At 63.0% G+C, this 24,546-nt stretch carries 30 protein-coding genes and 1 riboswitch; of the genes, 13 read left to right on the plus strand and 17 right to left on the minus strand.

The window, feature by feature from the left end; genetic code table 11:
- The first annotated feature begins 61 nt into the window (after positions 1-61).
- The 3 genes from NKJ11_RS04975 to NKJ11_RS04985 are packed head-to-tail and all read left to right on the plus strand — an operon-like array spanning position 62 to position 2,627.
- Entirely contained in the window at positions 62-922 is an 861-nt protein-coding gene (locus NKJ11_RS04975) for a manganese/iron ABC transporter ATP-binding protein (protein ID WP_023813519.1), read from the plus strand.
- Positions 919-1,779: a metal ABC transporter permease gene (locus tag NKJ11_RS04980; RefSeq protein ID WP_352611831.1), complete on the plus strand. Its 861-nt coding sequence runs from the start codon at positions 919-921 to the stop codon at positions 1,777-1,779. Before NKJ11_RS04975 ends, NKJ11_RS04980 begins: the two co-directional genes overlap by 4 nt.
- Positions 1,779-2,627, plus strand: coding sequence for a metal ABC transporter permease (locus tag NKJ11_RS04985; protein WP_502905551.1), 849 nt, complete (start codon positions 1,779-1,781; stop codon positions 2,625-2,627). Before NKJ11_RS04980 ends, NKJ11_RS04985 begins: the two co-directional genes overlap by 1 nt.
- A gap of 24 nt (positions 2,628-2,651) precedes the next feature.
- On the opposite strand, the gene NKJ11_RS04990 is transcribed toward NKJ11_RS04985, so the two are convergent.
- From NKJ11_RS04990 to NKJ11_RS05000, 3 genes are all read right to left on the minus strand, one after another.
- The gene (locus tag NKJ11_RS04990; protein ID WP_352611888.1) at positions 2,652-3,638 is read right to left on the minus strand and encodes a FecCD family ABC transporter permease; all 987 of its coding nucleotides are present in this window, start codon (positions 3,636-3,638) and stop codon (positions 2,652-2,654) included.
- A gap of 135 nt (positions 3,639-3,773) precedes the next feature.
- Positions 3,774-4,721, minus strand: coding sequence for an ABC transporter substrate-binding protein (locus NKJ11_RS04995; RefSeq protein ID WP_352611832.1), 948 nt, complete (start codon positions 4,719-4,721; stop codon positions 3,774-3,776).
- 45 nt (positions 4,722-4,766) lie between these two features.
- Entirely contained in the window at positions 4,767-5,555 is a 789-nt protein-coding gene (locus NKJ11_RS05000) for an ABC transporter ATP-binding protein (protein ID WP_352611833.1), read from the minus strand.
- Between the two features lie 162 nt (positions 5,556-5,717).
- A riboswitch (cobalamin riboswitch) is annotated at positions 5,718-5,924 on the minus strand.
- Between the two features lie 295 nt (positions 5,925-6,219).
- On the opposite strand from NKJ11_RS05000, the gene NKJ11_RS05005 reads away from it, so the two are divergent.
- Entirely contained in the window at positions 6,220-7,053 is an 834-nt protein-coding gene (locus tag NKJ11_RS05005; RefSeq protein WP_352611834.1) for an AraC family transcriptional regulator, read from the plus strand.
- Positions 7,054-7,057: 4 nt separating this feature from the next.
- Here the strand turns inward: NKJ11_RS05005 and NKJ11_RS05010 are convergent, their stop codons facing one another.
- From NKJ11_RS05010 to NKJ11_RS05020, 3 genes are read right to left on the minus strand one after another with little or no spacing between them, the layout of a single operon-like run.
- Positions 7,058-8,197 (minus strand): DSD1 family PLP-dependent enzyme, encoded by a 1,140-nt coding sequence (locus NKJ11_RS05010; protein ID WP_352629669.1) that lies wholly within the window; start codon positions 8,195-8,197, stop codon positions 7,058-7,060.
- Positions 8,197-9,474 carry a D-arabinono-1,4-lactone oxidase gene (locus NKJ11_RS05015; protein ID WP_352611836.1) on the minus strand — a complete coding sequence of 426 codons (1,278 nt, stop codon included), beginning with the start codon at positions 9,472-9,474 and terminating at the stop codon, positions 8,197-8,199. Before NKJ11_RS05015 ends, NKJ11_RS05010 begins: the two co-directional genes overlap by 1 nt.
- A gap of 13 nt (positions 9,475-9,487) precedes the next feature.
- The gene (locus NKJ11_RS05020; RefSeq protein WP_352792806.1) at positions 9,488-10,675 is read right to left on the minus strand and encodes an MFS transporter; all 1,188 of its coding nucleotides are present in this window, start codon (positions 10,673-10,675) and stop codon (positions 9,488-9,490) included.
- A gap of 123 nt (positions 10,676-10,798) precedes the next feature.
- Here NKJ11_RS05020 and NKJ11_RS05025 point away from each other — a divergent pair, with 123 nt between their 5' ends.
- Entirely contained in the window at positions 10,799-11,425 is a 627-nt protein-coding gene (locus NKJ11_RS05025) for a TetR/AcrR family transcriptional regulator (protein ID WP_352553869.1), read from the plus strand.
- Positions 11,426-11,447: 22 nt separating this feature from the next.
- Here NKJ11_RS05025 and NKJ11_RS05030 read toward each other — a convergent pair whose 3' ends face one another.
- Positions 11,448-12,299, minus strand: a complete 852-nt coding sequence (locus tag NKJ11_RS05030; RefSeq protein ID WP_352792807.1) for an ATP-grasp domain-containing protein — start codon at positions 12,297-12,299, stop codon at positions 11,448-11,450.
- A 113-nt stretch (positions 12,300-12,412) separates the two neighbouring features.
- Between NKJ11_RS05030 and NKJ11_RS05035 the strand changes: the two genes are divergently transcribed.
- The 3 genes from NKJ11_RS05035 (at position 12,413) to groL (ending at position 15,393) form a co-directional block, all read left to right on the plus strand.
- Positions 12,413-13,210: a class I SAM-dependent methyltransferase gene (locus NKJ11_RS05035; protein ID WP_352611839.1), complete on the plus strand. Its 798-nt coding sequence runs from the start codon at positions 12,413-12,415 to the stop codon at positions 13,208-13,210.
- Between the two features lie 166 nt (positions 13,211-13,376).
- Positions 13,377-13,673, plus strand: coding sequence for a co-chaperone GroES (groES, locus tag NKJ11_RS05040; RefSeq protein WP_006203049.1), 297 nt, complete (start codon positions 13,377-13,379; stop codon positions 13,671-13,673).
- 64 nt (positions 13,674-13,737) lie between these two features.
- Positions 13,738-15,393 (plus strand): chaperonin GroEL, encoded by a 1,656-nt coding sequence (groL, locus tag NKJ11_RS05045; RefSeq protein WP_352553866.1) that lies wholly within the window; start codon positions 13,738-13,740, stop codon positions 15,391-15,393.
- 95 nt (positions 15,394-15,488) lie between these two features.
- On the opposite strand, the gene NKJ11_RS05050 is transcribed toward groL, so the two are convergent.
- The gene (locus NKJ11_RS05050; protein ID WP_352792808.1) at positions 15,489-16,097 is read right to left on the minus strand and encodes a TetR/AcrR family transcriptional regulator; all 609 of its coding nucleotides are present in this window, start codon (positions 16,095-16,097) and stop codon (positions 15,489-15,491) included.
- A 118-nt stretch (positions 16,098-16,215) separates the two neighbouring features.
- Here NKJ11_RS05050 and NKJ11_RS05055 point away from each other — a divergent pair, with 118 nt between their 5' ends.
- Positions 16,216-16,662: an OsmC family protein gene (locus NKJ11_RS05055; RefSeq protein WP_352792809.1), complete on the plus strand. Its 447-nt coding sequence runs from the start codon at positions 16,216-16,218 to the stop codon at positions 16,660-16,662.
- A gap of 16 nt (positions 16,663-16,678) precedes the next feature.
- Positions 16,679-17,065: a nuclear transport factor 2 family protein gene (locus NKJ11_RS05060; RefSeq protein WP_352792810.1), complete on the plus strand. Its 387-nt coding sequence runs from the start codon at positions 16,679-16,681 to the stop codon at positions 17,063-17,065.
- Positions 17,066-17,164: 99 nt separating this feature from the next.
- Here the strand turns inward: NKJ11_RS05060 and NKJ11_RS05065 are convergent, their stop codons facing one another.
- The 7 genes from NKJ11_RS05065 to NKJ11_RS05095 form a co-directional block, all read right to left on the minus strand.
- Positions 17,165-17,776 carry a LysE family translocator gene (locus tag NKJ11_RS05065; protein ID WP_031213900.1) on the minus strand — a complete coding sequence of 204 codons (612 nt, stop codon included), beginning with the start codon at positions 17,774-17,776 and terminating at the stop codon, positions 17,165-17,167.
- A gap of 81 nt (positions 17,777-17,857) precedes the next feature.
- Complete coding sequence (locus NKJ11_RS05070) at positions 17,858-18,223, minus strand: YkgJ family cysteine cluster protein (RefSeq protein WP_023814146.1); 366 nt, start codon at positions 18,221-18,223, stop codon at positions 17,858-17,860.
- 4 nt (positions 18,224-18,227) lie between these two features.
- Positions 18,228-18,395, minus strand: a complete 168-nt coding sequence (locus NKJ11_RS05075) for a hypothetical protein (protein ID WP_023814145.1) — start codon at positions 18,393-18,395, stop codon at positions 18,228-18,230.
- A gap of 1 nt (position 18,396) precedes the next feature.
- Positions 18,397-18,804, minus strand: coding sequence for a hypothetical protein (locus NKJ11_RS05080; RefSeq protein WP_013532398.1), 408 nt, complete (start codon positions 18,802-18,804; stop codon positions 18,397-18,399).
- Entirely contained in the window at positions 18,804-19,031 is a 228-nt protein-coding gene (locus tag NKJ11_RS05085; RefSeq protein ID WP_013532399.1) for a hypothetical protein, read from the minus strand. Before NKJ11_RS05085 ends, NKJ11_RS05080 begins: the two co-directional genes overlap by 1 nt.
- 365 nt (positions 19,032-19,396) lie before the next feature.
- Positions 19,397-19,606 carry a cold-shock protein gene (locus tag NKJ11_RS05090; RefSeq protein WP_010915421.1) on the minus strand — a complete coding sequence of 70 codons (210 nt, stop codon included), beginning with the start codon at positions 19,604-19,606 and terminating at the stop codon, positions 19,397-19,399.
- A 425-nt stretch (positions 19,607-20,031) separates the two neighbouring features.
- Positions 20,032-20,685 carry a glutathione S-transferase family protein gene (locus NKJ11_RS05095; RefSeq protein WP_023814142.1) on the minus strand — a complete coding sequence of 218 codons (654 nt, stop codon included), beginning with the start codon at positions 20,683-20,685 and terminating at the stop codon, positions 20,032-20,034.
- Between the two features lie 195 nt (positions 20,686-20,880).
- On the opposite strand from NKJ11_RS05095, the gene NKJ11_RS05100 reads away from it, so the two are divergent.
- Positions 20,881-21,057 carry a CsbD family protein gene (locus tag NKJ11_RS05100; RefSeq protein ID WP_352792811.1) on the plus strand — a complete coding sequence of 59 codons (177 nt, stop codon included), beginning with the start codon at positions 20,881-20,883 and terminating at the stop codon, positions 21,055-21,057.
- A gap of 57 nt (positions 21,058-21,114) precedes the next feature.
- On the opposite strand, the gene NKJ11_RS05105 is transcribed toward NKJ11_RS05100, so the two are convergent.
- Positions 21,115-22,245 carry a metallophosphoesterase gene (locus tag NKJ11_RS05105; protein ID WP_352442936.1) on the minus strand — a complete coding sequence of 377 codons (1,131 nt, stop codon included), beginning with the start codon at positions 22,243-22,245 and terminating at the stop codon, positions 21,115-21,117.
- A 57-nt stretch (positions 22,246-22,302) separates the two neighbouring features.
- Here NKJ11_RS05105 and NKJ11_RS05110 point away from each other — a divergent pair, with 57 nt between their 5' ends.
- The gene (locus NKJ11_RS05110; protein WP_352792812.1) at positions 22,303-22,719 is read left to right on the plus strand and encodes a hypothetical protein; all 417 of its coding nucleotides are present in this window, start codon (positions 22,303-22,305) and stop codon (positions 22,717-22,719) included.
- A gap of 259 nt (positions 22,720-22,978) precedes the next feature.
- Here NKJ11_RS05110 and NKJ11_RS05115 read toward each other — a convergent pair whose 3' ends face one another.
- On the minus strand, positions 22,979-23,653 hold the full coding sequence (locus tag NKJ11_RS05115; RefSeq protein WP_352792813.1) for a TetR/AcrR family transcriptional regulator: 675 nt from the start codon (positions 23,651-23,653) through the stop codon (positions 22,979-22,981).
- 98 nt (positions 23,654-23,751) lie between these two features.
- On the opposite strand from NKJ11_RS05115, the gene NKJ11_RS05120 reads away from it, so the two are divergent.
- Entirely contained in the window at positions 23,752-24,537 is a 786-nt protein-coding gene (locus NKJ11_RS05120) for an NIPSNAP family protein (RefSeq protein ID WP_352792815.1), read from the plus strand.
- The last annotated feature ends 9 nt before the right edge of the window (positions 24,538-24,546 follow it).

Consider the following 24,546-nt stretch of genomic DNA (forward strand, 5'->3'; position numbering starts at 1 on the left):
GCTCGCTCCGGACAGCAGCCATGATCGAACATCGACCGGTAGCGGCCGGGTCGTTGCCTCCATCGACGTGGACGACGTCACCGTCAGCTATTCAAGCGGGGTCACGGCCGTACACTCCGCCTCTTTCAGGCTCGGCGCCTCCACCATCTGCGCGCTGGTCGGCGTCAACGGCTCCGGCAAATCGACGCTGTTCAAGGCGCTGATGGGCTTCCTGACGCCGTCGACCGGAACAGTGCTTATCGCCGGATTGCCCGTCCACGCAGCGCTGAAGCGCGGCCTAGTCGCGTATGTGCCGCAGAGCGAGGATGTCGACTGGAACTTTCCGGTGCTGGTGGAAGATGTCGTCATGATGGGCCGCTACGGCCACATGAATTTTCTGCGTATCCCAGGCAGAGCCGATCGCATGGCGGTCGACGCGGCACTGGAACGGGTCGGCATGACCGATTTTCGCAAGCGCCAGATCGGCGAACTGAGCGGCGGCCAGAAGAAGCGTGTGTTCCTGGCGCGCGCTCTGGCGCAGGGCGGCGAAATCATCCTGCTCGACGAGCCGTTCACCGGGGTCGACGTTCAGACCGAAGCAGCGATCATCGATCTCCTTCGGTCGATGCGCGACGACGGCAAGCTGATGTTGGTGTCGACGCACAATCTCGGCAGCATCGTCAATTTCTGCGACCATGTCGTCATCTTCAACAAGACGGTGCTGGCCTTCGGACCAACAGAGACAACGTTTACGCAAGCCAATCTTGCGAAAGCTTTTGGCGGCGTGCTGAGGCATCTGCGCCTCGGCGGCGCCGATCTTCATGACGACCCCGACGCTCGCCACCTGACCGTGCTGACCGATGACGAGCGTCCTCTGGTGCTTTACGGCGAGCGGGATCAAGAGAAGATGATGAAGCCCGACAGCGGATCGCCAGCCCCGTGATCGACATCCTGCTGGAACCCTTCACCTACAACTACATGGCCAAGGCCATCTGGGTCAGCGCCCTGGTCGGCATGGTCTGCGCGTTCCTGTCCTGCTATCTCATACTAAAGGGCTGGGCCCTGATGGGCGACGCGCTTGCCCACTCGGTGGTGCCGGGCGTTGCGGCCGCCTACATGCTGGCCCTTCCCTATGCCGCCGGCGCATTCGCCTCCGGCCTCATCGCCGCACTCGGCATCACCTTGGTGCGGCGCGTGACGCAACTTCGCGAGGACGCCGTGATCGGCCTTGTCTTTACAACGCTGTTCGCTGGCGGGCTGCTGATTGCGTCGATCAGTCCGACCTCCGTAAACATCCAGTCCATCGTACTCGGCAACATCCTCGCAATCTCCGACGAGGATGTAACCCAGGTCATCCTCATCGCAGCGGTTTCGCTGGCTGTACTGGGGCTTCGATGGAAGGATATGATGCTGGTGTTCTTCGACGAGAACCATGCGCGCGGCGTCGGCCTGAATCCGTGGCGGCTGCGGGTCCTGTTCTTCGTGCTGCTCAGCGCCTGCATCGTCGCCGCGCTCCAGACCGTCGGCGCGATCCTCGTGATCGCGATGGTGGTAACGCCTGGCGCCACCGCCTATCTGCTTACCGATCGGTTCGGCGTCATGATCCTGCTCGCGATGGCGATCGGCGCGGCGACGAGCGCGGTTGGCGCCTATCTCAGCTTCTTTCTCGATGGCGCGACTGGCGGACTGATCGTGGTGCTGCAGACCGTCGTCTTTCTGATTGCCTTCGTCTTCGCACCCAAACATGGGCGGCTCGCCGCACGCCGGGCGGCACGTGCCGCATCGCAGGTCGCGTCATGATGACGATCTGGTCCTGGATCGCCGAACCGCTCAGCCACGAATTCATGCGTCGCGGTCTCGCCGTCGCCGTTCTGGTCGGCGCCATTTGCGCGGTGTTGTCCTGCTATCTCGTCCTGAAGGGCTGGTCGCTGATGGGCGACGCCGTTTCGCATGCCGTGCTTCCGGGTATCGTGCTCGCCTATATCGCCGGGATCCCGCTTGCCTTCGGCGCCTTCGTGGCAGGACTTGGCTGCGCGCTGGCGACGGGCTACCTCAAGCAGCAAAGCCGGATCAAGGAGGACGCAGTCATGGGCATCGTCTTCTCAGGCATGTTCGCGTTTGGCCTGGTGCTGTTCGTCAAAGTCGAGACCGACCAGCATCTCAATCATATCCTGTTCGGCAACATGCTCGGCGTCCAGTGGCGCGACGTGATCGAGGCGGCGGTCATCGTCGTGCCGGCGATCCTCATCGTTCTGGCAAAACGCAAGGATCTGCTGCTTTATTGTTTCGATCCGGCCCATGCGCGCGCGATCGGCCTGCCCGTCAACCTGCTGCATTTCGGGCTGTTGACGCTGCTCGCGTTGACCATCGTGGCCTCGCTGAAGGCTGTCGGGATCATCCTTGTCATCGCCATGCTGATCGCGCCGGGAGCGATCGGCTTTCTTTTGACGAAGAGCTTTGAGCGCATGCTCGCCATTGCTGCCGCGGCCGCCATCGGGTCGAGCGTCGTGGGAACGATCCTCAGCTATCACATCGACGCAGCCACCGGCCCGACGATCGTCGTCGTTCAGGCCGGCGTTTTTTTGCTTGCCCTGTTCCAGTCGAAGCGCCCAAAGCAACGGGTGCAACTGGGCATTTCGGGAGAGTAATCGCGGCCCTGACCCAGGCCGCACTCAAAGCCGGTTGCGGATCAGCATGGTGACGACGAAGAACGCGCCGACCGAGCTGGTGATGATGCCGATCGGCAGCTCCTGCGGCGGCAGCAGCGTTCGGGCCAGAAGGTCGCTGGCCAGCAAAAGCACCGCGCCAAACACGGCACAGCTGGCGACCAGGCGCAGATGCAGGGGGCCCGCCAGCGGCCGTGACAGATGCGGAATCATCAGCCCGACGAAGCCGATGACGCCAGCGACCGAGACAAGGATAGCCGTCGAGAAGGCGGCGACGAGAAAGGTCATCCGGCGCATGCGCGCCACCGGCACGCCAAGGCTTTCGGCGGCATTTTCACCGGCCAGGAAAGCATCGAGCCGGCGGTGGTTCCACAGCGCGTAAGCCAGAATGGTCCCCGCACCCAGTGCGCCGAGCCAGATGTTGTCCCAGCGCGCCAGGCCAAGGCCGCCCATGGTCCAGAACAGCACGGAGTGGGCGGCGCGCTGATCGCCGGCAAAGACAAGATAGTTGGTCAAGGCGGTGAACATGAAGGACACGGCAAGGCCGGCAAGGATCAGCCGCTCCGGGCCTTGCCCCCTCACCCGCGCAACCAGCAGCAGCACGACGCCGGCAGCCAATATGCCGCCGGTGAAGGCCGCGACCGGCAATGTCCAGATGCCGAAACTGTCGCCGAAGACGGTGATAACGGAAACCGCACCCGCGGCGGCGCCCGACGACAGGCCGAACAGGAACGGATCGGCGAGGTCGTTGCGGGTCACCGTCTGCAGCAGCGCACCGACGACGCCGAGGCCGGCGCCGACGCAGATGGCCAGGATCGTGCGCGGCAGCCGCAGGTCGACGACGATCTTGCCGACCGGTCCTGCCACGTCGCGCCCGCTGAAGCCGACTGCACGGCCAAGCGCGGCAACAACATCGGTCAACGGGATCAGTGTCGAACCATAGGCGATCGACAGCAGAGCGAGAGCGGCAATCGCCGCCGCTCCCACCAGCATGGCCAGTGCAAATGCCGGATGGCGCAAGCCTGGAAATGCGTTGTGTCTGTCAGGACGCGTGCGACGCACTTCCAGCATCTTTTGTTCATGCATGTCGTTGCCCCAAAACCGCTGCGCACTTTTGGGCCACAGGCATCAAAACGCTTCCGGATGCATGGCCTTGGCGATCTTGTCGATCGCTTCGATGTTGGCCGGGCCCGGCGTCAGTTCGGCATAGCGCAGGGCGACGAAGCGCTCGTTCTTGACCGCGTCCGTCTCCTTCATCGCCGGATGCGCCTTCAGGAAATCGAGCAGTTTCCTGTAGCCACCGCCATCCTGGTAATCGAGCAGGATGAGGAATTGCGGATTGCGCGACGCCACCGTTTCCCAGTCCGTATTGCCCCAGCTGGTGTCCATGTCGGCCATGATGTTGTCGCCGCCGGCGGCTGATATCATGGCGCTGGGGATGGCGAATTTGCCTGCGGTGAACGGCTTGTCCTCGCCGGAATCATAGAGGAAGACCCGCGTTCCCTTGGCGTCGCCGACCTTGGCGGTGATCTCGGCGAGCCGCGTCTTCCAGCCGGAGACAAGCTTCTCAGCTTCGGCCTCCTTGCCGAAGATCTTGCCCAGTTTCTCGACGTCGCCATAGAGTAGGTCCATCGAGGCGGCGGGGCGGCTCTTGTCGAGATGGACGCAGCTTTCCGTCAGCACCAGCGTCTTGATGCCGTGCGGAGCAAGCGTGTCGGGCGTCACTTCACCACCCGGCTTCATGCCATAATACCAGCCGGCGAAGAAAAAATCGGGCTCGACCGCGACGAGGTTTTCGAGCGTCGGATATTTCGGCGCCAGTTCCGGGATCGAACCCTGCTCGGCCTTGAACTCAGGACCCACCTTGTACCATCCGGTGATGCCGGTCAGGCCGACGATCGACGGCTGCAGTTTCAGCGCGAAAGCCATCTCGGCCATGTTGAGATCCTGGATGACGGCGCGCTTCGGCGGCGCATCGAAGGTCAGCGGCTTGCCGCAGCTGTCGACAGTTACCGGGAAGGCCAGGGCTGTCGAGGCCAGCAGCGAGAAGGCAAGCGAAAAAGCAAGGCGTTTCAAGGGTTTGCTCCTGTGGACGGGATGATCGATATGGGACGGCTTCAATCAGGATGGCGGCGCGGCACGGTTCGGAACATCGAACACCGTCAGTTCGCGGTCTTCGGTCGGATGGCGCAGACGCAGCACATCGATGCCGAAAATTTCGCGAATCAGCTTTTGGGTCAGCGCTTCGCGCGGTGCGGCGAGCGCTTGCAGACGGGCATGGTTCATCACCGCCACCCTGGTGGCGAACGGTGCCACCAGCGCCAGATCGTGCAGCACCGCGATCACCGTCATCTCGAAGCCTGCCACGAGGTCGAGCAGTTCGCCGCGGGCGCGCGGGTCGAGATGGTTGGTCGGCTCGTCGAGGAACAGGATCTTTGGCTGCTGGGCGATGGCGCGGGCCAGTTGGGCGCGCTGGCGCTCGCCGCCCGACAGCGAGCCGATGGTGCGGCCAAGCAGCGGCAGCAGGCCGGTCCGGCGCAGCGCATCGACGACAATGTCACGCTCCTCGCTCCTGCGCCGTAGCCGAGCGTGCGGGACCCGGCCCAGCTCGACATAGTCGATCACCGCCAGCCGCGGATCGGGCTGGTCGGTCTGGCCGACAACGGCGATATGCAGCGCCCGCTCGGCGGCGGAAATCCCGCCCAGCCGGCGCCCGCCGAGGTTCACCTCGCCGGAGCTCGGCCGCAGCATGCCCGACAGCATGCGCAGCAGCGTCGTCTTGCCCGCGCCGTTGGGACCGATGATGGCTAGGCGATCGCCAGCGGCCACCGAGAAGCTGACCGCCTGGACCAGATCCCGCCCATTGGCCATGGCGCAGAGGTCATGTGCTTCGAGAAGCGCTACGGTCATCGGCTGCCCGCCAGATTGCCGGGATGGCAAAGCGTGCACACGATGATGCGATGATCGATAGAGCCGTCCAACTTTCCGTCACTTTCCAAAACTGGCGACGGAAGGAAGCTGGCGAAGCGGCCGACAAGACCGGGATTCGCGTTTCCTCCCGGCACACCCCGTCCGGTCAACTCAGTGATGGCAGGTCTCCTGGCTCGCGGGTCGTTGCGCCATCCTGCCTTCCCAGCCTTGCCGGCCAGTGGCATTCACGGATTTTGCTCGCCGCTTACAGTTGCGGGGGCAGCCACGGCCTCGACCCCTGGGGATCTCACCGTGTTCCCTTTTCACCCCTCGCCTTTCGACTCGGGGACCATCACCGCTTCAGCGTAGATTTCCCCCAATCGCTTCGCAATGGATTTCTCGGACGGAGTGGTGGGCCGGCTAGGGGAAACATGCATTTCACGCTCTCGATATGTAATAACATTACGCATTTAGAGGATGCCGCCTGGCGCTGTCAAGCGAAGCCTGCCGAATTTGGCTCGTCGGCGGCAAGGGGCGCTCGACCGCTGTGCCATATCGGTGTGCGACTGTGACGGGATCGGTTCGATTGCGCGGGATGCGCAATTTCGATCAAACTGGCCGCGCCAGGAAACGGCAGGATGATCTGGCCAATGCGAGGAGCAAAATGAACCCGACCGAGAAAGCGCTGTGGTTCGTCGAAAGTCATCTGCCGGAGGCGATCTCGCTTGACGATGTCGCGCAAAGCAGCGGCGTGTCGCGTTTTCATGTGACGCGGGCTTTCGGCGCTGCCACGGGCCGCTCGGTGATGGGCTACATGCGCTCACGCCGGCTCACCGAGGCGGCGCGCAAGCTGGCCGGCGGGGCGCCCGACATTCTCTCCGTCGCGCTCGACGCCGGCTACAACTCGCATGAGGCGTTCACCCGTGCCTTCCGCGATCAGTTCGGCACCACGCCGGAACTGGTGCGCGCGCAAGGCACACTCGACAAGCTCGACCTCGTGGAGCCGATCCTGATGGACCAGTCCTTCCTCACCAATCTCGAACCACCGCGTTTCGAGACCAGCCGGCCGTTCCTGATCGCCGGCCTCGGCGAACGCTACAGCTGCGAAACCAGCGCCGCCATTCCGATGCAATGGCAGCGCTTCGGCCCCTATATCGGCAACATTCCGGGCGAGGCCGGCGACGTCGCCTATGGCGTCTGCGTCAACGGCGACGATGCCGGCAATTTCGACTACATCGCCGGCGTCGAAGTGTCTGATTTTTCCGACCTGCCGAGGGAATTCAGCCGGGTGCGGGTGCCGGCGCAGAAATATGCGGTCTTTGCCCACCGCGAACACATCTCGACCATCCGCCGCACGGTCAATACGATCTGGAACAAATGGCTGCCGGCTTCCGGCCACGAGATATCGGATGCGCCGGAATTCGAACGCTACGGCCCTGAGTTCGACCCACGCAGCGGCAATGGCGGGCTGGAGATCTGGATACCGGTGAAGGCGTAGTCGGTCAGGCCATCGGCAGCGCCGGCCAGCGATCGACTATCCCGCCGCCGGAAAACACAGCGATCGACCCGAACTGCTGCAGCACGGCTTCGCTCTGCGTCGGCCTTAGAAACGCGTAGTCGCCGGGCTTTGCGGTCGCGTCGGCGGGCAAGCCCATGAATTGCTGGTTGGAGGACAGGCCGAGCAGCCCGTTCGCCTTCATGCCTTCGGGGAAGACGGGCTCGGCCATCCACTTGCCGCCATAGAGATAGCAGCCCTTGCGCGGGAAGCGGCCGAGCGCCTGCAGCAGGCGGGTGACGGCCGGCGGGCCAGGCAGCATCGGCTCGACCATTTTCAGGATCGGCGTGGCGATGAAGGCCGCCGGCTGGAAGCCGTCGAGGCCTGGCGTATCGAAATCACTGGGCAGCACAAAGGCCGAGCCCATCGAAACCTCGTTGGCCATGCCGCCATGATGAAGCAGCGCGGTCTTGCTGCCGCCGATGTTCAGGATACGGCGCTGGTCGGCGCCGAGACAGGCGACGAACGCCGACGCCTGCGCCGACGCCTTGGCCAATGCCTTTGCCGGTCCGCCGAAAAGGCCGGGAATGAGCGGCGCATGCGCCTCGTAGGCCATGACGCCTTCGCAATGCAGCCGGGCCGGCAACGCGCTCAACGCCTTCGACAAGGCCTCAGGATTGGCGAACCCGCCGCGATGCAGCCCGACATCGATCTCGAAAGCGATGCGCAGGCCGATGCCGAGTTCGCCAGCGAGGGCGCCATATTCCGCCAGTCTCTCCTCGCTGTCGATCAGCCAGCAGACACGCGACCAGTCAACATTACCCTTCACCAGCGCAGCCCTTGCCGCACCGATCGGCATCGGCTTGCCATAGAGCAGATCGGCATCCGGGAACGCCTTCAGCACCGCCTCGCTGATCGGCGGGTGAAAGGTCATGAAGCGCTCACTGCCGAGCGCCTTGCCGATATGCGCAAGCAGCGGCAGGCAGGCGAGCGATTTGTCGACCAGCCGCACGGCCAGGCCGGGATCCAGTCTCTCCTTTACCAGGGCAATGTTGCCGTCCAGCCGGTCGCGATCGAGCAGCAGGCAGGGCTGGAAGATGCCGGCTTCCTTCAGCGCATCGGACAGGGTGGAAAAATAGGTGCTCATCATTCGATGCCGAACAGGCCGGCCATATAGGGCGAGACGAAGCGGTTTTGCGGATCGACGTCGCGGCGCACCGCCATGGCATCGTCCCAGCGCGGGTAGAGCTTTTTCAGATCCGCCGCTTTCAGGCTGTGCATCTTGCCCCAATGCGGCCGGCCGCCATATCTGCGGAAGATCGGCTCTGCCGCCCGCATGAACGGCAACGGATCGTTCGCTGCATCATGGTGGATGGCGATGGAGCAGGTCAGCCTGTTGTAGAATGGCGAAAGCCAGAACTGGTCCGGCGCGACCGAGCGCACCTCCATCGGGAAATAGACCTCGGGAAAACGCTTCTCGGTCAGCTCGATGATCTCGGCCAGCGCCTTCGGCCCTTCCTCGAACGGCAAATGATATTCCATCTCGTTGAACTTGGTCTGCCGGTCGCTGGCATAGACGTTGAGCCAGTCCTGCACGTAGTCCTCGGCCGGCAATTTGGCGATGGCGCCCAGGATCAGACGGCCACGCAGCGATGGCAGCCAGGCAAGTGAGGTGCGCAGCCTGCGCAGTGTCCTCAAACCCGCCTCGTCCTCTTCCGGCGGCCGTGTGGTGGGTGCGGCGTCGCTGAAATCGCTGGCGATGAACTGCGCATAGCCGGAAAACGGAATGTAGTAGAATTCGGCCGAGCGATGCGCGGCCATCATTGCCTCGAAATCGCGCAGCATCTCGGTGATCGGCAGCACCCATTTGCGGCGGCGCAACCGGTAGGTCGCGATGTTGTTCAGCGTCACTTCGGTGAGCACGCCGAAAGCGCCGAGCGCGACACCGATGGCATGGATCATGTCCTGATCCCCTGCCCGCTTGAAGTCGCGGAGCTTGCCAAGCCCGTCGACGATCTGCACCGTCTCCAGTTGCGTGTGATAGGCGCCGAGCGTCGGTCCCGAGCCGTGCGTGGCTGTGCCCAGCGCGCCGCCGATCGCCTGGCGGTCGATATCGCCCATGTTGGGCAGGCCCTGGCCAATACCTTGCAGGATGCCCATCAGCGCGCCGAGCCGGGTCCCTGCCCGCACCCGCGCCTGATGTTTTTCAGCGTCGTGCGAGACCAGCCCTTCCAGTCTCTCCAGGGACAGGATCGTGCCCTGCGATTTCACCAGCGGCGTGAAGGAATGACCGGCGCCGGCGACGCGCACCGGGCCAGGCGCGGTCCGGACGAGATCACCGAGCTCACCGGCATCGCCGGGGCTGGCGATCAGCTTGGGCTCGGCACTTACAAAGCCCGACCAGTTGCTCCAAATGTTTGACATCCCACCTCCCCGCTCAGGCAACCGCACGACGGCGACGCGACACAAGGACGAACAGACCGAGCAGCGCCACGCTGGCCACCGCACTGGCGGCGGCGAATTCCGGCACCGGCCGGAAATCCTTGCCATCAATGAGCAGCGACGCCGCGATGGGTCCGATCGCCAGGCCGAAAAGTTGGGCTGCCGGCACCAGCAGCACAGCGGTGCGCGTCTCGTCGGCGGTGATCGCCAGACGGATCTGGTAGGGCACGATGAACAGCAGGATAAAGCCCATGGCCAGGGCAGCGACCCAGAACGTCGTCAGGCCGGGGCTACTGGCAAGAACCAGGGAACTGACAAGCGCGACGACGCCGATCGCCGCGATGGCAAGGCGATAATCGATGCGCGCCTCGAACGCGGTCGCCGTCATCGCCCCCAGGACCTGCACCGCGAGGCTGGCCGAGACGATCAGGCCAACGGTGCGGCCATCGATGCCGTATTGCGCGCCTAGCGGCTCCAGAAAAGCCCAGACCGCGCCGAAGAACATGAAATAGCAGAAGACCGACAGCAGCGCGGTCATCGAGGGAAGCGTCAGCACATTGGCCAGGTTCTCCTCCTTGGGCAGGTCGGCATAGTCACCGGGAACAGTGAAGGCGACCGCCAGCGACACGACGCAGACGACGGCAAGCACGATGAAGCCGCCCGCCGACCCTGCGGCCGGGATGACATAGAGCGCCAGCAACAAGGCGAGCGCGCATTGCGCCAGCGTCTGCATGGTGACGAAATAGCCGCCGATGCGCTCGGCGCGCCGCGAGCGGGCGATCAGTTCGGTGGCGATGGCGACCAGACCGCCCTCGGCGAGCCCGGCCAGGGCGCGGGCCGCAATCAGCATGTTGGCGCTCGCGGCATAAGCCGTCCAGATATTGGCCAGCGCCAGCAGCAGCAGAAGGACGGCACTTTTCCAGCGCATGTGGTGGGCCGAAAGCAGCATCGCCACGACGGCCGAACCGATGGCAATGGCGATCATCTCGGCGGTGGCGACCAGCGCCAGTGCGTCGCCGCTGACATGGCCCTCAGTATAAAGGGCGCCAAGCAGCACCGGCTGCAGGCCGAGGATGAGCAGGCCGACCGAACCGATCCACAGGGCCGAGGCAAGCTGCCAGCCGGTCGGATTACCGACCAGCCAGTCGCCACTGCCTGCATGGCCGGTGTCTGTCGAAGCCAAAGGCGCCTCCCAACGTCCTTGCCGTGCGGCAAAAAAGCTGACAACCTGTCAGTATTTCAGAAACTGATACTTGATCATATTTCTTGTCAACCGGAATTTGAAAATCGTGCGAAAGATCGGTGCATGACCGAATTGAAAAGAATGGCGACCGAGCCGAGGCGCAGGCCCAAGCAGGAACGCAGCCGCGAGCGCATCGACGCGATCCTGTCGACGACCATGCGGCTGATCGGGGAAAAGGGTATCGACGCCGTCACCATGAAGGAGGTCGGCATGCTGGCGGGCGGGCCGATCGCCACCGTCTACCACTATTTTCCCAACAAATCGGCGATCCTGGCGATGCTCTATGAACGGTTTTCAGAGGTCAGCCGGGCACGGCTGACGACGATCATCGCCGAAATCCACGAGGCGAAGGATGTGATCGTGGCCGCTGACCGGCTGCTCGATGATTATCTCAACCGTGTCGCCGGCGATCCGGCCATCCAGGATCTGCAGAACGCCATCCAGGCCGACAAGGCGCTCAAGAACCTCGACATCGCGGAAACCCGGTACCAAGCCAAAATGTTCTGCGACCACGTCATCGCCTTGCTCGAGCCCGAGAGGCGCGAGCAGTTCGAACGCATGGTTCTGCTGATCTTCCAGCTCGCCGGCGGCGTGGTGCGCCTGGCGCTCGCCGAGGGCGAACCGGAAAGCCGCCAGACCATCGAGGATTACCGGTCTATCATTCACACCCAGCTGCGGCTGTTTTTGTAGCCGTGGCGATCTCAGCCGCGGCCTATTTCGCTCGAGGGATGAGGCCTTCGAAGCCGTGTGTCAGATCGAAAGCGCCGGCCGCGAACATCTTGACGAGATTTTGCGGACGGCCGGGAGTCTTGTTTGCGTCGAGGAGGACGGCCCTGCCCTCATGCATGACGAAATCGAATTTTCCATAGTCAAAGCCGAGTTCACGCCGACGCTCACGCAATTGGTCGGGCACCGGGACGGGCTCGCGCCGGATCGTCTCCGATGCCTTGACCAGCCCGTTCGGAGAGACGTAGCGGGTGCAGCGCTCGCGCTCTCCGCAAAACACCCAGAAACGAACAGCAAAACCGTCGGGTTCTCTCTCCGGAATGAACTTTTCCACGACGAGATCGTCGCAATCAAAGACGCCATCTGGAACGTCGCCGAGAGATCCATGGACCTCATAAGGATGCAAGGTTGGCAAACGCGGAAACGGCTGCTGTTTCCCGGCGCGCTCGGATCGCCGGTTGAGGAGCGTCTCCGGAATACCCCGATTGTTGAGATTGCTTTTGACGATCACCTGACCTTGCCAGCTATCGGTTCTGTCGACCAATGCGCCGCTGATCCGCCGCTTGGATATGTCGTCGGCGCCGATGTTGAGGCAGAAGGCAAAACTCCGGGCGTAGTCGACATAGTCCGTGGGCGTCACCGTGGCATCGACATGCAATACCGCCATATCGCCGCTGACCAGCTTCGACAGGCCTTGCTGAACCTGAACCGAGTGGCCGCGCCTTTTCAATTCCGCAAGAATGTCGAACAGCATGTATGGGCTGCTCCTGCGCAGCAGGATGTCGCGCCTGCCCAGGAACCTGTCATGCTCGTGCGTTATCACAACGATGCGCGCCACTATCTACCTCTTGGACTGTCTGTAAATTCTTGAAATGTCTTGGCTTGTCCGACGACCTCTATTAAGCCCCGGCGGGTATCTAAATCCAGGCGTCCAGGGGTTAATAAAATTGCATGACAAATCATTGGGACGATTACCACCGCCATTGGAAACTTCTGGAAGCGCCGCTCCGGCCAACAGCGGAAACCGTCGCTATATTCGATCGCGAACTTGATCTCGGAAATGCCGATGTCCTGCTCTTGGGGGTGACCCCGGAATTGGCAATTCTGGGCAAGTCGATGTTGGCGGTCGACCAGTCGGCGGCCATGATTTCCGGCGTATGGGCCGGCGACGACGGCTCGCGAAGGGCAATCGCCGGCAACTGGCTTGACCTGCCCGTGGATCACGCAAGCATCGACGCCGTCATCGGCGACGGATGCCTGTCGGCGGTCGATTCCCAGGCGGCGCGCAGTTCGTTGTTTGGCGAGGTCGCCAGGGTGCTGAAGCCTGGCAGGCGCGCAGCGATCCGCGTCTTCGCACGACCGGAAACGGCAGATGATCTGCGCGGCATCGAAGCTCTGGTTCTGGCCGGCGGGGTCGAGAATTTCCACGCGCTCAAATGGCGGATCGCGATGGCGTCCACGACGAACGACCGCGATTTCACCATCAAGGTGGGAACGATCCGCGATACCTTCGGCAGCCTGTTCCCAGACCGCGAAGCTCTTGCCGCAAGGACGGGTTGGAGCATGACCTCGATCAACACGATCGACGTCTATGCCGGCTCGGACATAAGCTACAGTTTCGCGACCCTGGCCACGCTGATCGAAGAGGCCGCCAACTGGTTCGGCGAGGTGCGCGTCGTGCCGAGCGGCAGCTATCCGCTGGCCGAACGGTGCCCGCTTCTGGTACTCGGTTCGGCCAGGCACCGGTAAGTTCATCATCATGCCGCCAAGAGGCGCTCCGAGCGCCTTGACTCCGGCGCGCCGTCAGCCTATTTCAGCGCCACGTTAGCACTCTCCATTGGTGAGTGCTAACTCATATGTCCGGCGCCGCCGGATGGAGGAACTGTTTCTCACCGTTCTCATCGAGGAAGAAAAAATGGCAAAGTCGAAGTTCCGCCCGCTTCATGACCGCGTGGTCGTTCGCCGGGTCGAATCCGAATCCAAGACCGCTGGCGGGATCATCATCCCCGACACGGCAAAGGAAAAGCCGCAGGAAGGCGAGATCATCGCTGTCGGCTCCGGCGCTCGTGACGAAGCTGGCAAGCTGGTCCCGCTGGACGTCAAGGCCGGCGACCGCATCCTGTTCGGCAAGTGGTCGGGCACCGAAGTCAAGCTCAATGGCGAAGACCTTCTGATCATGAAGGAATCCGACATTATGGGCATCATCGGCTGATATCAGGCCTTTCCCCGTCAACTGAATTCCCGGGCTCGATCAAAGCCCCTGCCAGGAGCTAAAAATGGCTGCCAAAGACGTAAAATTCTCCCGTGATGCCCGCGAGCGCATGCTGCGCGGCGTCAACATCCTCGCCGACGCGGTGAAAGTCACGCTCGGCCCCAAGGGCCGCAACGTCGTCATCGACAAGTCGTTCGGCGCCCCGCGCATCACCAAGGACGGCGTCACCGTCGCCAAGGAAATCGAGCTTGAAGACAAGTTCGAGAACATGGGCGCGCAGATGGTCCGCGAAGTTGCTTCGAAGACCAACGACATTGCCGGCGACGGCACCACGACCGCGACCGTTCTGGCACAGTCGATCGTCCAGGAAGGCCACAAGGCGGTAGCCGCCGGCATGAACCCGATGGACCTGAAGCGCGGCATCGATCTGGCCGTCGTCGAAGTCGTCGCGGCGCTCGGCAAGGCTGCCAAGAAGATCAAGACCTCCGAGGAAGTTGCCCAGGTCGGCACGATCTCGGCCAATGGCGACGAGTCGGTCGGCAAGATGATCGCGGAAGCGATGCAGAAGGTCGGCAACGAAGGCGTCATCACGGTTGAGGAAGCCAAGACCGCCGAGACCGAACTCGAAGTCGTCGAAGGCATGCAGTTCGACCGCGGCTACCTCTCGCCCTACTTCGTCACCAACGCCGACAAGATGGTTGCCGAGCTCGAGGACGTCTACATCCTCCTGCACGAGAAGAAGCTGTCCAACCTCCAGGCCATGCTGCCGGTTCTCGAAGCCGTCGTGCAGACCTCGAAGCCGCTGCTCATCATCTCGGAAGACGTCGAAGGCGAGGCTCTGGCCACGCTGGTCGTCAACAAGCTGCGTGGCGGCCTGAAGATCGCCGCCGTCAAGGCGCCGGGCTTCGGTGATCGCCGCAAGGCCATGCTGGAAGACATCGCCATCCTCACCGGTGGCCAGGTCATCTCGGAAGACCTCGGCATCAAGCTCGAGAACGTCGGCCTCAACATGCTCGGCCGCGCCAAGAAGGTGTCGATCTCCAAGGAGAACACCACCATCGTCGACGGCGCCGGCAAGAAGGCCGAGATTCAGGGCCGCGTCGCCCAGATCAAGCAGCAGATCGAAGAGACCACTTCGGACTACGACAAGGAGAAGCTGCAGGAACGTCTGGCGAAGCTCGCCGGCGGCGTTGCGGTGATCCGCGTCGGCGGTGCGACGGAAGTCGAAGTCAAGGAAAAGAAGGACCGCGTCGATGACGCCCTCAACGCGACCCGCGCGGCCGTCGAAGAAGGCATCGTTGCTGGTGGTGGCGTAGCCCTGCTGCGCGCTTCGGCCAACATCAAGGCCACCGGCGTCAACGCCGACCAGGCCGCCGGCATCAACATCGTTCGTCGTGCGCTGCAGGCTCCGGCCCGCCAGATCGCGGCCAACGCCGGTGCGGAAGCATCGATCGTTGCCGGCAAGATCCTTGAGAACAAGGGCTTGACCTTCGGCTACAACGCCCAGACCGGCGAATATGGCGACATGATCGCCATGGGTATCGTCGATCCGGTCAAGGTCGTCCGTACGGCTCTCCAGGACGCGGCCTCGGTCGCCGGCCTGCTGGTCACCACCGAAGCCATGATCGCGGAGGCTCCGAAGAAGGAGTCGGCTGGCGGCGGCGGCATGCCTGGCGGCATGGGCGGCGGCATGGGCGGTATGGGCGGTATGGATTTCTAATCCAGCCCTATCAGCCTTCAGATACGGAAAGGGCGGCAGAGATGCCTGGCAGAGATGCCGCCCTTTTTGTTTTGCGCAGCGGTCGTCGTGGCCTCTCAGACGGCGGCATCCGCGCGTTGCTTTACCTCGCCGGCAAGCACCGCGGCTTCGATCAGCGCCGCCACTTCATCGGCCACGGCCTGTATCGGAGCGCGGTCGCGGGTGGCGCGGGCGATCACCATCAGCCCCTCCAGCGACGATTCGACCAGCAGTGCCAATGCATGCGCGCGGCGCTCGGGCACCCCTGCCCTGACGAAGGCGTCCCGCAGCAGGCCTATCCACTGTTCGAAGGCCGAGCGGCACAATTCCGCCAGTTCCGGCACGTCGGTGGGCGAGTCCAGCACGACAGGCGCGACCGGACAGCCGAGCGAAAACTGGTTGTCTTCCAGCATGCGCCCCACCGACTGGTAGATATGATGGACGGCCACCGCCGGATCCTTTTCGGCAGCCAGCGCTTCGCCCAGCCTCTCCGTCACGTCGGCAACGCTAGCGCGCGTCACCTCGATGACCAGTTGGTCCTTGCCGCCGGGAAAATGAAAATAGAGCGAGCCCCGCGGTGCGCCGCTGGCGCTCAATATGTCGTTGAGCGAGGTGCCGTGATAGCCGCGCTGCCTGAGCAGCAGCCCAGTCGTCTCGAGTATGCGGGTGCGGGTGTCGTTGGCCATGTCAACCTCTGTCAGCAGGAATCATTATAGGCCTTGCGCAGAATATGACAATCGGTCTACATAATATGTAGATCAGTCTATATATTCCTAAGGAATGCCATGCGAAGGGAGAACGACAATGACAATTCGTGAAGCCTTGGCCAAATGGCAGGGGACGCTGAAGGAAGGTTCGGGACGGTTGCGGCTCGGCAGCGGCGTCTTCGAAGGCGCCTATTCCTTCCCGTCGCGTTTCGAGAACGGTCCGGGCACCAATCCGGAGGAACTGATCGCCGCAGCGCATGCAGGCTGCTTCTCGATGGCGCTGAGCGCCATACTGCGCAACGCCAATCATGTTCCGACAAGCATCAGCACCGTCGCCAAGGTGCATCTTGGCGCAACCGCTGCCGGTCCGACGATCACCCGCATCGAACTCGAAACCGAGGCAGAGGTCGCGGGACTTGCCGAAGGTGAATTCGAGCGCCTTGCACAGTCCGCCAAGGCGGGCTGCCTCGTCTCGCGGGCCCTTGCCGGCGTGTCCCAGATCACCCTCAAGGCAACACTCGTCGAAGCCACCAAAGGCCAATGAAGCCAGGAGAAAGAAGATGACACAGGAGCTTGTCCTGGACGCAGCCGCGTACGACCTGTCCCAGCAGACGGCCGAGATCATGCGGCGCTACAACGACGTATTCCAACGCCATGATCCTTCGGCACTCGCCGAGCTGGTGGCTGAGGATTGCGTGATCGAGAACACCGTGCCAGCGCCGGACGGCGCCCGTTATGCCGGCCAAGCGGCGTGCGTCGGGCTTTGGGCGGCGATAGCAACCCAGGCCGGCACGCGCTTCGATATCGAGGAAACCTTCGTTGCCGGCGACCGGGCAACGATCCGCTGGCGCTATTTCATGACCGACGGCAATTCGCTGCGCGGCGTCAACCTCATGCGCGTGGCCGGCGGGCGGATCGTCGAAGCGATGGGCTATGTGAAGGGGTAGCGTGCCCGAGCAATTCCCCGAAAGCGCATAACGGCTTTTCGCCCGGAATAGCGCAACAAAGAGGAGCGGATCAGCGAGACTGAACCGCTCCCCGTGGCGCTACCGATCGGCCAGCGCCAGCTTCGCGCCGAGCATGACGAAGGCGCCGGCGAAGGTCCGGCGCATCCAGGTCAACACCATTGGCCGCGAGACGACGTGGCTGCGGATCGAGGCGGCGAAGATGCCGTAGCCGACGAAAACCACGAAGGTCAAAAGCATGAAGACGGAACTCAGTTCCAGCATCTTCGACAGCGCATTGGGCTCGGTGGTGCTGACGAATTGCGGCAGGAAAGCGAAGAAGAAGATCGACAGTTTCGGATTGAGCACGTTGGCGAGGATCCCGGTGGCAATCACCTTGCCGGCCGAGCGCGGCGTCACATCCTGCTCGACGCTGAGGCCGCCATTTTCCTTCAGCGTGTTCCAGGCCATGTAGAGGAGGTAGGCGACGCCGAGATATTTCAGCGTCTCGAAGGCAAGCGCGCTGGTGTGCAGCAGCGCCGCAAGGCCGGTGATGGCGGCGGCCATGTGTGGGATGATGCCGAGCGTGCAGCCGAAGGCGGCGATGACGCTGGCCCGCGCGCCGCGCGAAAGGCCGGCGCTCAGCGTGTAGAGAACGCCGGTGCCGGGCGAAGCCACGACGATCAGCGACGTCAACAGAAATTCGATGCTCACGATGGTTCCTCCGGCACCCGACCCGGCCAGGAACGTATCGGGCTGCGGGTCGGCGCACAAGCGGAGGTGATCGGAGCTTGGCTACACCGGCAATCCGAGCGCTCGGCGTGCCATCAGACACTCCTCGTCGCCGGGCATGCAGGCGCGACAGACGTCTGGCCGGACGTCGTAGATGCCGCAAGCGGTCGACTTGCCGATCTCGCCGGACAGCGCCGAGCAGCGCACGCCCTCGCAGCGCATGCCTGACAGGTCAGATGCGACATATTTTTCCGGGATACGGTCGAGCTGCGCGTCATCCTCGGTGGAAAAGCGCGGCCACTCGGCCGAATAGGAGCAGCAGGCACCGCAGCTTTGGCAATCGAAGGTGCCCTGTTGCGACGACAAAACGCTCGCCACCAGGGCGGACAGCCCTGGCGCGGCGGGGTTGCGATCGGCGTCTTGCGGCAAGGCGCTATTTCTTCTTAGCCGTCTTGCCCTTCGGCGAATCCGCCGGCGACTTGAACAGATCGGTCGCGGCCTCGATGGCGTCGCCGGCCTTCGGCGCGGCAACCGGCTTAGCCGGTTTTGCCGCGGCACCCGAGGCTGCCGGCTGATCCTTGGAGGAGAATTTTATGGCCATGTCAGTCCTCGTCGGCGAAGCGCGATGATGGGGCGCGCGGATTGCGCAGGCGGCCGATCAGCGCCGAAACGGCCGTGATGTTCATTTCCTCGGGCGACCAGTTTTTCACCGCCTCGATGTGATGGGCCGCCAGCTCGCGATGCGTGCTGCCGCTGTAGGCCGCGTCCTGATAAGTCACCCGCTCATGGGTTTTGGCGTCTTCACGGACATATTCGATCAGGTAATTCGGGCATTCGGCGCGGCCGCGCACGCCGACGCGCACCTGGGCATCGCCGTGGGCACGCTTGCAGCGTTCGAGCTTTTCCAGCACACGCCGTACGAATTCGACCGGCTTGTCGAGGCCTTCGACCATATCGGCAATGGTTGCATCGGCGGCGATCGGTGTTGGCGGTACGCGTTTGGTGGCCATCAGCGTCTTCCGGCCCGCTTCGGCAAAGCGGCTAGCGCGGCGGCGGCGGCCATCTCGTCGGCCTCCTTCTCCAGGCGCAATTCGCGCAGCCGCGCGGTCTTGGCTTCGCGTGCCTCGCTGACGGCGTCGCGCTCGGAATTGATGCGGTTGAGCGACATCGACTGGGTTTGCGTCTTGCTGAACAGGGACACGGCCTGATCGACGGTTGTCTTTGAACTGGTGGTCAAATCTTTCTCCTGTCAGGAGCCTGTGCCGATGGAGCGAGACCGGGTCTTCGGTCAGGATCACGCACAAAGCAATACGCGCGGCGAATTCAAATTGCTGGAGCGTCCCTTAGCACGTCCAGGCCGGCGCGCAGCGCACTTTCGGCGGTAAGGCGCGCAAAATGAAAAAGGCCAGGCACCGCCTGACCTTCCATGAGAGCGTCGCGCAACCAGACGACATCCAAAAGGATGCACCGGGGGTGCACGGGAACGCCCTGCTTATGCACATGATATGCCGTGGAAACTCAGGTCTCCGCGGCCATGCGCCCGAATTCGCCACTCACCGGTGCCAGTACATCCGTGGTCACCGGGAGAGCTGAATTCGTTTTTCAGGCCGCCTTCAACTGGTCGGCGGACATCTTGCCCGACTTGTTGTCGCGGACCATCTCGTAGCCGAGCTTCTGGCCCTCGACGATGTCGCGCATGCCGGCGCGCTCTACGGCCGAGATGTGGACAAAAACGTCGGCCGAGCCGTCGTCAGGCTGAATAAAACCAAAACCTTTGGTGGCGTTGAACCATTTAACTGTGCCGGTGCTCATGACGAACCCTTTCCATGGCAAATATTCGTTCGACGCCATGCGGATGCACAACGTCGTTTGTCCCGATTTTTGATGTGGGAAGTTCGTCAAAGGCGCGCTCGAAAGCGCGGATAACAAAAGTCAGTCAAACAAATATCGACGATTTGCTTATAGGCTTCTTTTGGGGCGCTGTCAAATTTGCATAAAGCCACAGCTGCGGAATTCTCCCAAACCACCTGGCCAAAACACCTGACATGACGGCAAATCGGACCCCAAACAGCGCGCTTGCGCCAACTTGAAAAAAGTTTTCCGGCATCCAGGAACCATCTGCGCAGACGCGCATTTATTCGGTGTCATCAGCAGTTCATGAGAGCAATCGAATAACAGTTGATGGCAAAGACGCCCCCCGCACGATAAAAGGTGCGAGGGGCGTTTTGGTTTGGATCCTATTCGTCCGGGCCGGGTTCCGGCCACGTCTCCCTGGCCGCCTCGGCATACCAGTGGCGCATCGCCGGCGTTGCCAGCACGGCATCGACATAGGCGCGCGTATCCTGCGCCAGCGTGCCGCCATAGGTATCGAAACGGGTGACGACAGGCGCATACATGGCATCAGCCACGGTGAAGTGGCCGAACAGGAACGGGCCGCCCTTGCCGTATTTTTCCCGGCACTCGCGCCACAGCGCCTCGATGCGGGCGCGTTGCGCCTCGCCCTCGGCGTCAAGCGGCTTGTGGCCCTTCGGCCGACGCAAATTCATCGGCCAGCCATAGCGAACCTCGCGAAAGCCGGAATGCATCTCGGTCGCGGCCGAACGCGCCAGCGCACGGGCGTCGATATCGGCGGGCCAGAGCTTTTTCTCGGGAAACAGGTCGGCGAGATATTCAAGGATGGCAAGGGTTTCCCAGACGATCTTGCCGTTGTGATTCAGCACCGGCACCTGACCGGTCGGCGACACTTTTGCCAGATTGGCAAAAGTTTCAGGCGTGCGCAGCCGCACGAAACCTTCCTCGAACGGGATCTCCAGATGCCTCATCGCCACCCATGGCCGCAGCGACCATGAGGAGAAACACTTGTTGCCAATATAGAGCGTAAATTCTGCCATTTTTCTCCCCGCACGCACGGCCTCCAAAATCCCATTGCCAACGCGTGTTCACAGCCTAGCCCACCGACCTTGCCCCAGGCGGCGGCCGCGCGACCTGATCTGCCGTCCGGGCGACGCCTGGAACCTAACCGACATCGGCTCGTTAGCTACCGCAATGAATTCCTTCGAATTCAAAATCCCGGGAGATGCGCAAAAATGGTGAACAAGGATCAGGTCGCGGGCGTGGCCAAGCAGGTCAAGGGCTCGGTCAAGGAAGCCGCGGGCAAGACCGGCAACCGGCAGACCCAGGCCGAAGGCACGGCCGACAGGATCGCCGGCAAGGTGCAGAAGGCCTATGGCGACGTCAAGGACAAGGTCAGGAAGGCGCTCTGATCCGCATCGAGGAACGCGTTGTTATCGAGGGAAAGGCGGTCGCGAAGGCCGCCTTTTTCAGGTGCTCCAGCCCTTGCTGAAAGCATTGGTGAACACGACCTCGCCATTATCGCCGATCGCCTCGCCCAGCACCACGTCCATGCCGTTGCTGGTCACCCTGGCCAGCGCGAAACCGCCCATATAGGCAGCCTTCGGCTTGAACAGGTCGATCCCGTCCCTGCGATAGATCAGCGGCGTTTCGTGCTGGTGGCCATGGAAAATGCCGACGACATTGTAGCCCTTGAGCGCCGCCAGCAGCGCCTGCCGGTCGGCCTCGCTCCACCAATGCGGCGCACCGGTGCCGTCATCATCAAAGTGGCTCCTGGCGGCATCCCAGCGTTCCACCGAGAAAGTGTCCCAGCCATAATGCTGGAACAGGACGACCGGGCGGCCGTCCGCCGCATAGGTCGCCAGGTCCTGCTTCAGCCATGGCAGGCTGCTCTCGGCACCGTGGCCGGTATCGCCGGCGAAACGATGCGTCTGGATCAGATGCAGGCCGCCCCAGTCCCAGGAGTAGCAGTCGGTGTCGACATCATAGTCGGTGGCCGGCACTGGCGGCTTGAAGAACACGCCGGCGCGATGGTTGACCTCGACATAGTCGCGCAGTTCGCGCCGGTACCAGTCGACATGGTGCGGCGGCCCGTTCTGGTCGAGATCATGGTTGCCGAGCCCGACATAAACCGGCATGTGCACGCGATCCGGACCGACGCCTTGGCTGTAGCGCTGGCTGAACTGGAGCAGTTGGGTGCCCTCGCTCGGCTGGGTGATCTGGCCGCCGCCATCGTCGGTGATGTCGCCGCCGACGACAAGGCCGAGCGGCGCGCCTATCTTGCCGGCCGAACGCAGGCCGGTGGCGACGCCATTGATCTCGGCCGGCCAGTCCTTGTCGCCAAGCGCATTCAGCACCGCCACGTTGCGCAGCAGCGCTGCGTCGGTCTTGCCTTCTTGCAGGCAGTTGGGGCTCAAGCCGCTCGCCATGCGGCAGGCATGGACATCGGCGATGAACAGGAAGGTGGCGTCGATCGACTGGACGCGTTGCCCGGTCTGGCCTAAGGCCGGCCGCGGCAAGGCGCCGGCCGCGGCAAATCCTGCAGCCTGTACCAGGAAGTTGCGTCGGGAAAGCGATCCAGTCGAACGGCGATTCATCATCTGCTGATTCAGCATGGACAGCAGCCGGTCGTCCAGCGCCTCTGCGCCATCATCGACATGACGCCACGGGTCTGGCATGTCTCGCTGCGCAAGCGGAGGAGGAGGAAAAATGAAAGCCGCACCTATCTGGATGATCCTGGCCGCGATGTTGTGCGCGAGCACCGCGCATGCCGCCGGTTGCGTCGATGCCAAGTCCGCCAGGAAGGGTTTCGTTCTGGCGAGACCCGGCATCCAGAGCGAATTTCGGCCCGTGGCCGGCGGGATGATGTCGGTTGCCAACACCTACGAATCGATTGCAAATACAATGTCCTGGCGGTCAAGGAGACCTTCAAGAACGGTGCCGGCGAGACGCTGGATTCATTCACCGCGCTCTATGCTCCCGATCTGCAAGCCGCGCTCGCGCGGCGCTACGATGAAGGCACCAGTTCGGAATCCGTCAACGGCTACGAGACGATCAAGCCGCTGGCCGAGTAGGTAAGAGCCCAGGCTTCTTCGCTTCCCCCTCGTGTCAGCCAGAGCGAAGCCGCAAGGTCGAGAGAAGTGGCTGCGTCGCGATCCTGCACACCCCCCTCTGTCCTCCCGGACATCTCCCCCGCAAGGGGGGAGATTGGCTGTCACACCGGCTTTCGCCAATCTCCACCGGTGAAGGTACGAGCGAGCGCCGATGCTGCAGATCTCCCTCCTTGCGGGGGAGATGGCCGGCAGGCCAGAGGGGGGTGCTGTCCCGCCGACATCAAATAATTCTCGGCCGTGGCAGTATCCTGTTGCGTCGCCTGGCAACCAAGCCGCCCTGCGACGGCGCGCTGCGCTCCAACCCTGCCAGGCAATCCCGCAGCACACCGGCATCCTGCGCCGTCTTGGCCATCGACATCGCCCCGGAATAGGCGGCGACCGTCAGCGCGGCGAAGCGTTCGGGGTCCGTGCCCTCGTCCTTGCCCGCCTGCTGGTCGGCACGCACCTTGTCGGCAATCGCCTGCCGCCACCCGCCAAAGATATCGGCAAGGGCAAGGCGGAAATCGGGATCGGCAAGCGACAGTTCGTGCGCCAGATTGTTGAGCGGGCAGCCGCGCACGAACCCCTGCTGCTCCAGTTCCGCCGCCACGGCCTCGAACACGGCGCGCACGCCCTCGCGCGCCGATGCCGCCGCCAGCACCGGCGCGATCCATGTCTCTTCGACCGCTGCCGCCACACGCTCGTCGATCACAGCCAGCGCCAGCGCCTTCTTGGTCGGGAAATGGTGATGCAGCGCTCCGCCGCTGACATCAGCCGCCGCCATCAGATCGCCGATACTGGAGGCGTGATAGCCGCGCGCCTGGAACGCGTCCTCGGCGACATCGAGCACTTTCTTGCGCATGCCCTCAGGGTCGTTGATGCGTTTTCCCGGGCGCGGTTTTGGCTGGACGGTCATCTCTGCTGACATTGCCGAACTTTAGCATGTTGACAAAACAGGACAACCGGTCTGTTTTACAAAACAGGACGATCACCCTGTTTTAAGGAGAGTGCCGGATGAACCTGACCCAGAACGTCGCGACGAAACCCTCAGCGCTCGCTTCGCCTGTCGTCGAGCTTCGGCAATACACGCTGCAACCCGGCCGGCGCGACACGCTCATCGGCATCTTCGACAGCAGGCTGATCGAGGGCCAGGAGGACGCCGGCATGACCATCATCGGCCAGTTCCGGGACCTCGATCGGCCTGACATGTTCGTCTGGATGCGCGGCTTCGACGGCATGGATGCGCGGAAAAATGCTCTCGCCGCTTTTTATGGCGGGCCGGTCTGGGCGGCGCACAGTGATGCGGCCAACTCAACGATGATCGATTCCGACGATGTGCTGCTGCTCAAGCCGGCGTGGCCGGGCGCCGGCTTCGACCTGGCGGGCAAGCAGCGGCCAAGCCTGGCCGATGACGAAAAGCCCATTCAAAACAAACCGCTGACCGGCATCGTTGTCATCGAGATTCATCATTTGCAGTCCGGCACGGAGGCAGATTTCGCCACTCGCTTCGAGATTGAGACGGCGTGCCTGATGACGGCCGACGCACGCCTGCTCGCCGCTTTCGTTACCGAGCATGCCGAAAACAGTTTTCCGCGCCTGCCGGTACGGGCTGATGAAAACGTCTTCATCAGCGTCATGGGTTTTGCCAGCACCGAGGCGCATGCCCATCATAAGGCCGCCCTCGCCGCTTCGCCGGCATGGCAGGATTTTTGGCAGGCCGCGCAGCTCGGCCTGACCAAACCAACGGAGACTTTGCGGCTGTCGCCGACATCGCAATCACTGGTCGGGCGCTATTCCTAAAGCGCGTCG

The sequence above is a fragment of the Mesorhizobium sp. M0243 genome (assembly GCF_040321775.1).
Taxonomy (GTDB): domain Bacteria; phylum Pseudomonadota; class Alphaproteobacteria; order Rhizobiales; family Rhizobiaceae; genus Mesorhizobium.

Coding starts and splice junctions, on each gene's coding strand:
- NKJ11_RS05005 (WP_352611834.1), top strand. CDS start 6,220: ATGAACCCGACCGAGAAAGCGCTGTGGTTCGTCGAAAGTCATCTGCCG.
- NKJ11_RS05110 (WP_352792812.1), top strand. CDS start 22,303: ATGACGCCACGGGTCTGGCATGTCTCGCTGCGCAAGCGGAGGAGGAGG.
- NKJ11_RS05000 (WP_352611833.1), bottom strand. CDS start 5,555: ATGACCGTAGCGCTTCTCGAAGCACATGACCTCTGCGCCATGGCCAAT.
- NKJ11_RS05025 (WP_352553869.1), top strand. CDS start 10,799: ATGACCGAATTGAAAAGAATGGCGACCGAGCCGAGGCGCAGGCCCAAG.
- NKJ11_RS05015 (WP_352611836.1), bottom strand. CDS start 9,474: ATGTCAAACATTTGGAGCAACTGGTCGGGCTTTGTAAGTGCCGAGCCC.
- NKJ11_RS05100 (WP_352792811.1), top strand. CDS start 20,881: ATGGTGAACAAGGATCAGGTCGCGGGCGTGGCCAAGCAGGTCAAGGGC.
- NKJ11_RS05075 (WP_023814145.1), bottom strand. CDS start 18,395: ATGGCCATAAAATTCTCCTCCAAGGATCAGCCGGCAGCCTCGGGTGCC.
- groES (WP_006203049.1), top strand. CDS start 13,377: ATGGCAAAGTCGAAGTTCCGCCCGCTTCATGACCGCGTGGTCGTTCGC.
- NKJ11_RS05095 (WP_023814142.1), bottom strand. CDS start 20,685: ATGGCAGAATTTACGCTCTATATTGGCAACAAGTGTTTCTCCTCATGG.
- groL (WP_352553866.1), top strand. CDS start 13,738: ATGGCTGCCAAAGACGTAAAATTCTCCCGTGATGCCCGCGAGCGCATG.
- NKJ11_RS05105 (WP_352442936.1), bottom strand. CDS start 22,245: ATGATGAATCGCCGTTCGACTGGATCGCTTTCCCGACGCAACTTCCTG.
- NKJ11_RS05080 (WP_013532398.1), bottom strand. CDS start 18,804: ATGGCCACCAAACGCGTACCGCCAACACCGATCGCCGCCGATGCAACC.
- NKJ11_RS04985 (WP_502905551.1), top strand. CDS start 1,779: ATGACGATCTGGTCCTGGATCGCCGAACCGCTCAGCCACGAATTCATG.
- NKJ11_RS05010 (WP_352629669.1), bottom strand. CDS start 8,197: ATGAGCACCTATTTTTCCACCCTGTCCGATGCGCTGAAGGAAGCCGGC.
- NKJ11_RS05060 (WP_352792810.1), top strand. CDS start 16,679: ATGACACAGGAGCTTGTCCTGGACGCAGCCGCGTACGACCTGTCCCAG.
- NKJ11_RS05050 (WP_352792808.1), bottom strand. CDS start 16,097: ATGGCCAACGACACCCGCACCCGCATACTCGAGACGACTGGGCTGCTG.
- NKJ11_RS05035 (WP_352611839.1), top strand. CDS start 12,413: ATGACAAATCATTGGGACGATTACCACCGCCATTGGAAACTTCTGGAA.
- NKJ11_RS05120 (WP_352792815.1), top strand. CDS start 23,752: ATGAACCTGACCCAGAACGTCGCGACGAAACCCTCAGCGCTCGCTTCG.
- NKJ11_RS05090 (WP_010915421.1), bottom strand. CDS start 19,606: ATGAGCACCGGCACAGTTAAATGGTTCAACGCCACCAAAGGTTTTGGT.
- NKJ11_RS04990 (WP_352611888.1), bottom strand. CDS start 3,638: ATGCTGGTGGGAGCGGCGGCGATTGCCGCTCTCGCTCTGCTGTCGATC.
- NKJ11_RS05115 (WP_352792813.1), bottom strand. CDS start 23,653: ATGACCGTCCAGCCAAAACCGCGCCCGGGAAAACGCATCAACGACCCT.
- NKJ11_RS05055 (WP_352792809.1), top strand. CDS start 16,216: ATGACAATTCGTGAAGCCTTGGCCAAATGGCAGGGGACGCTGAAGGAA.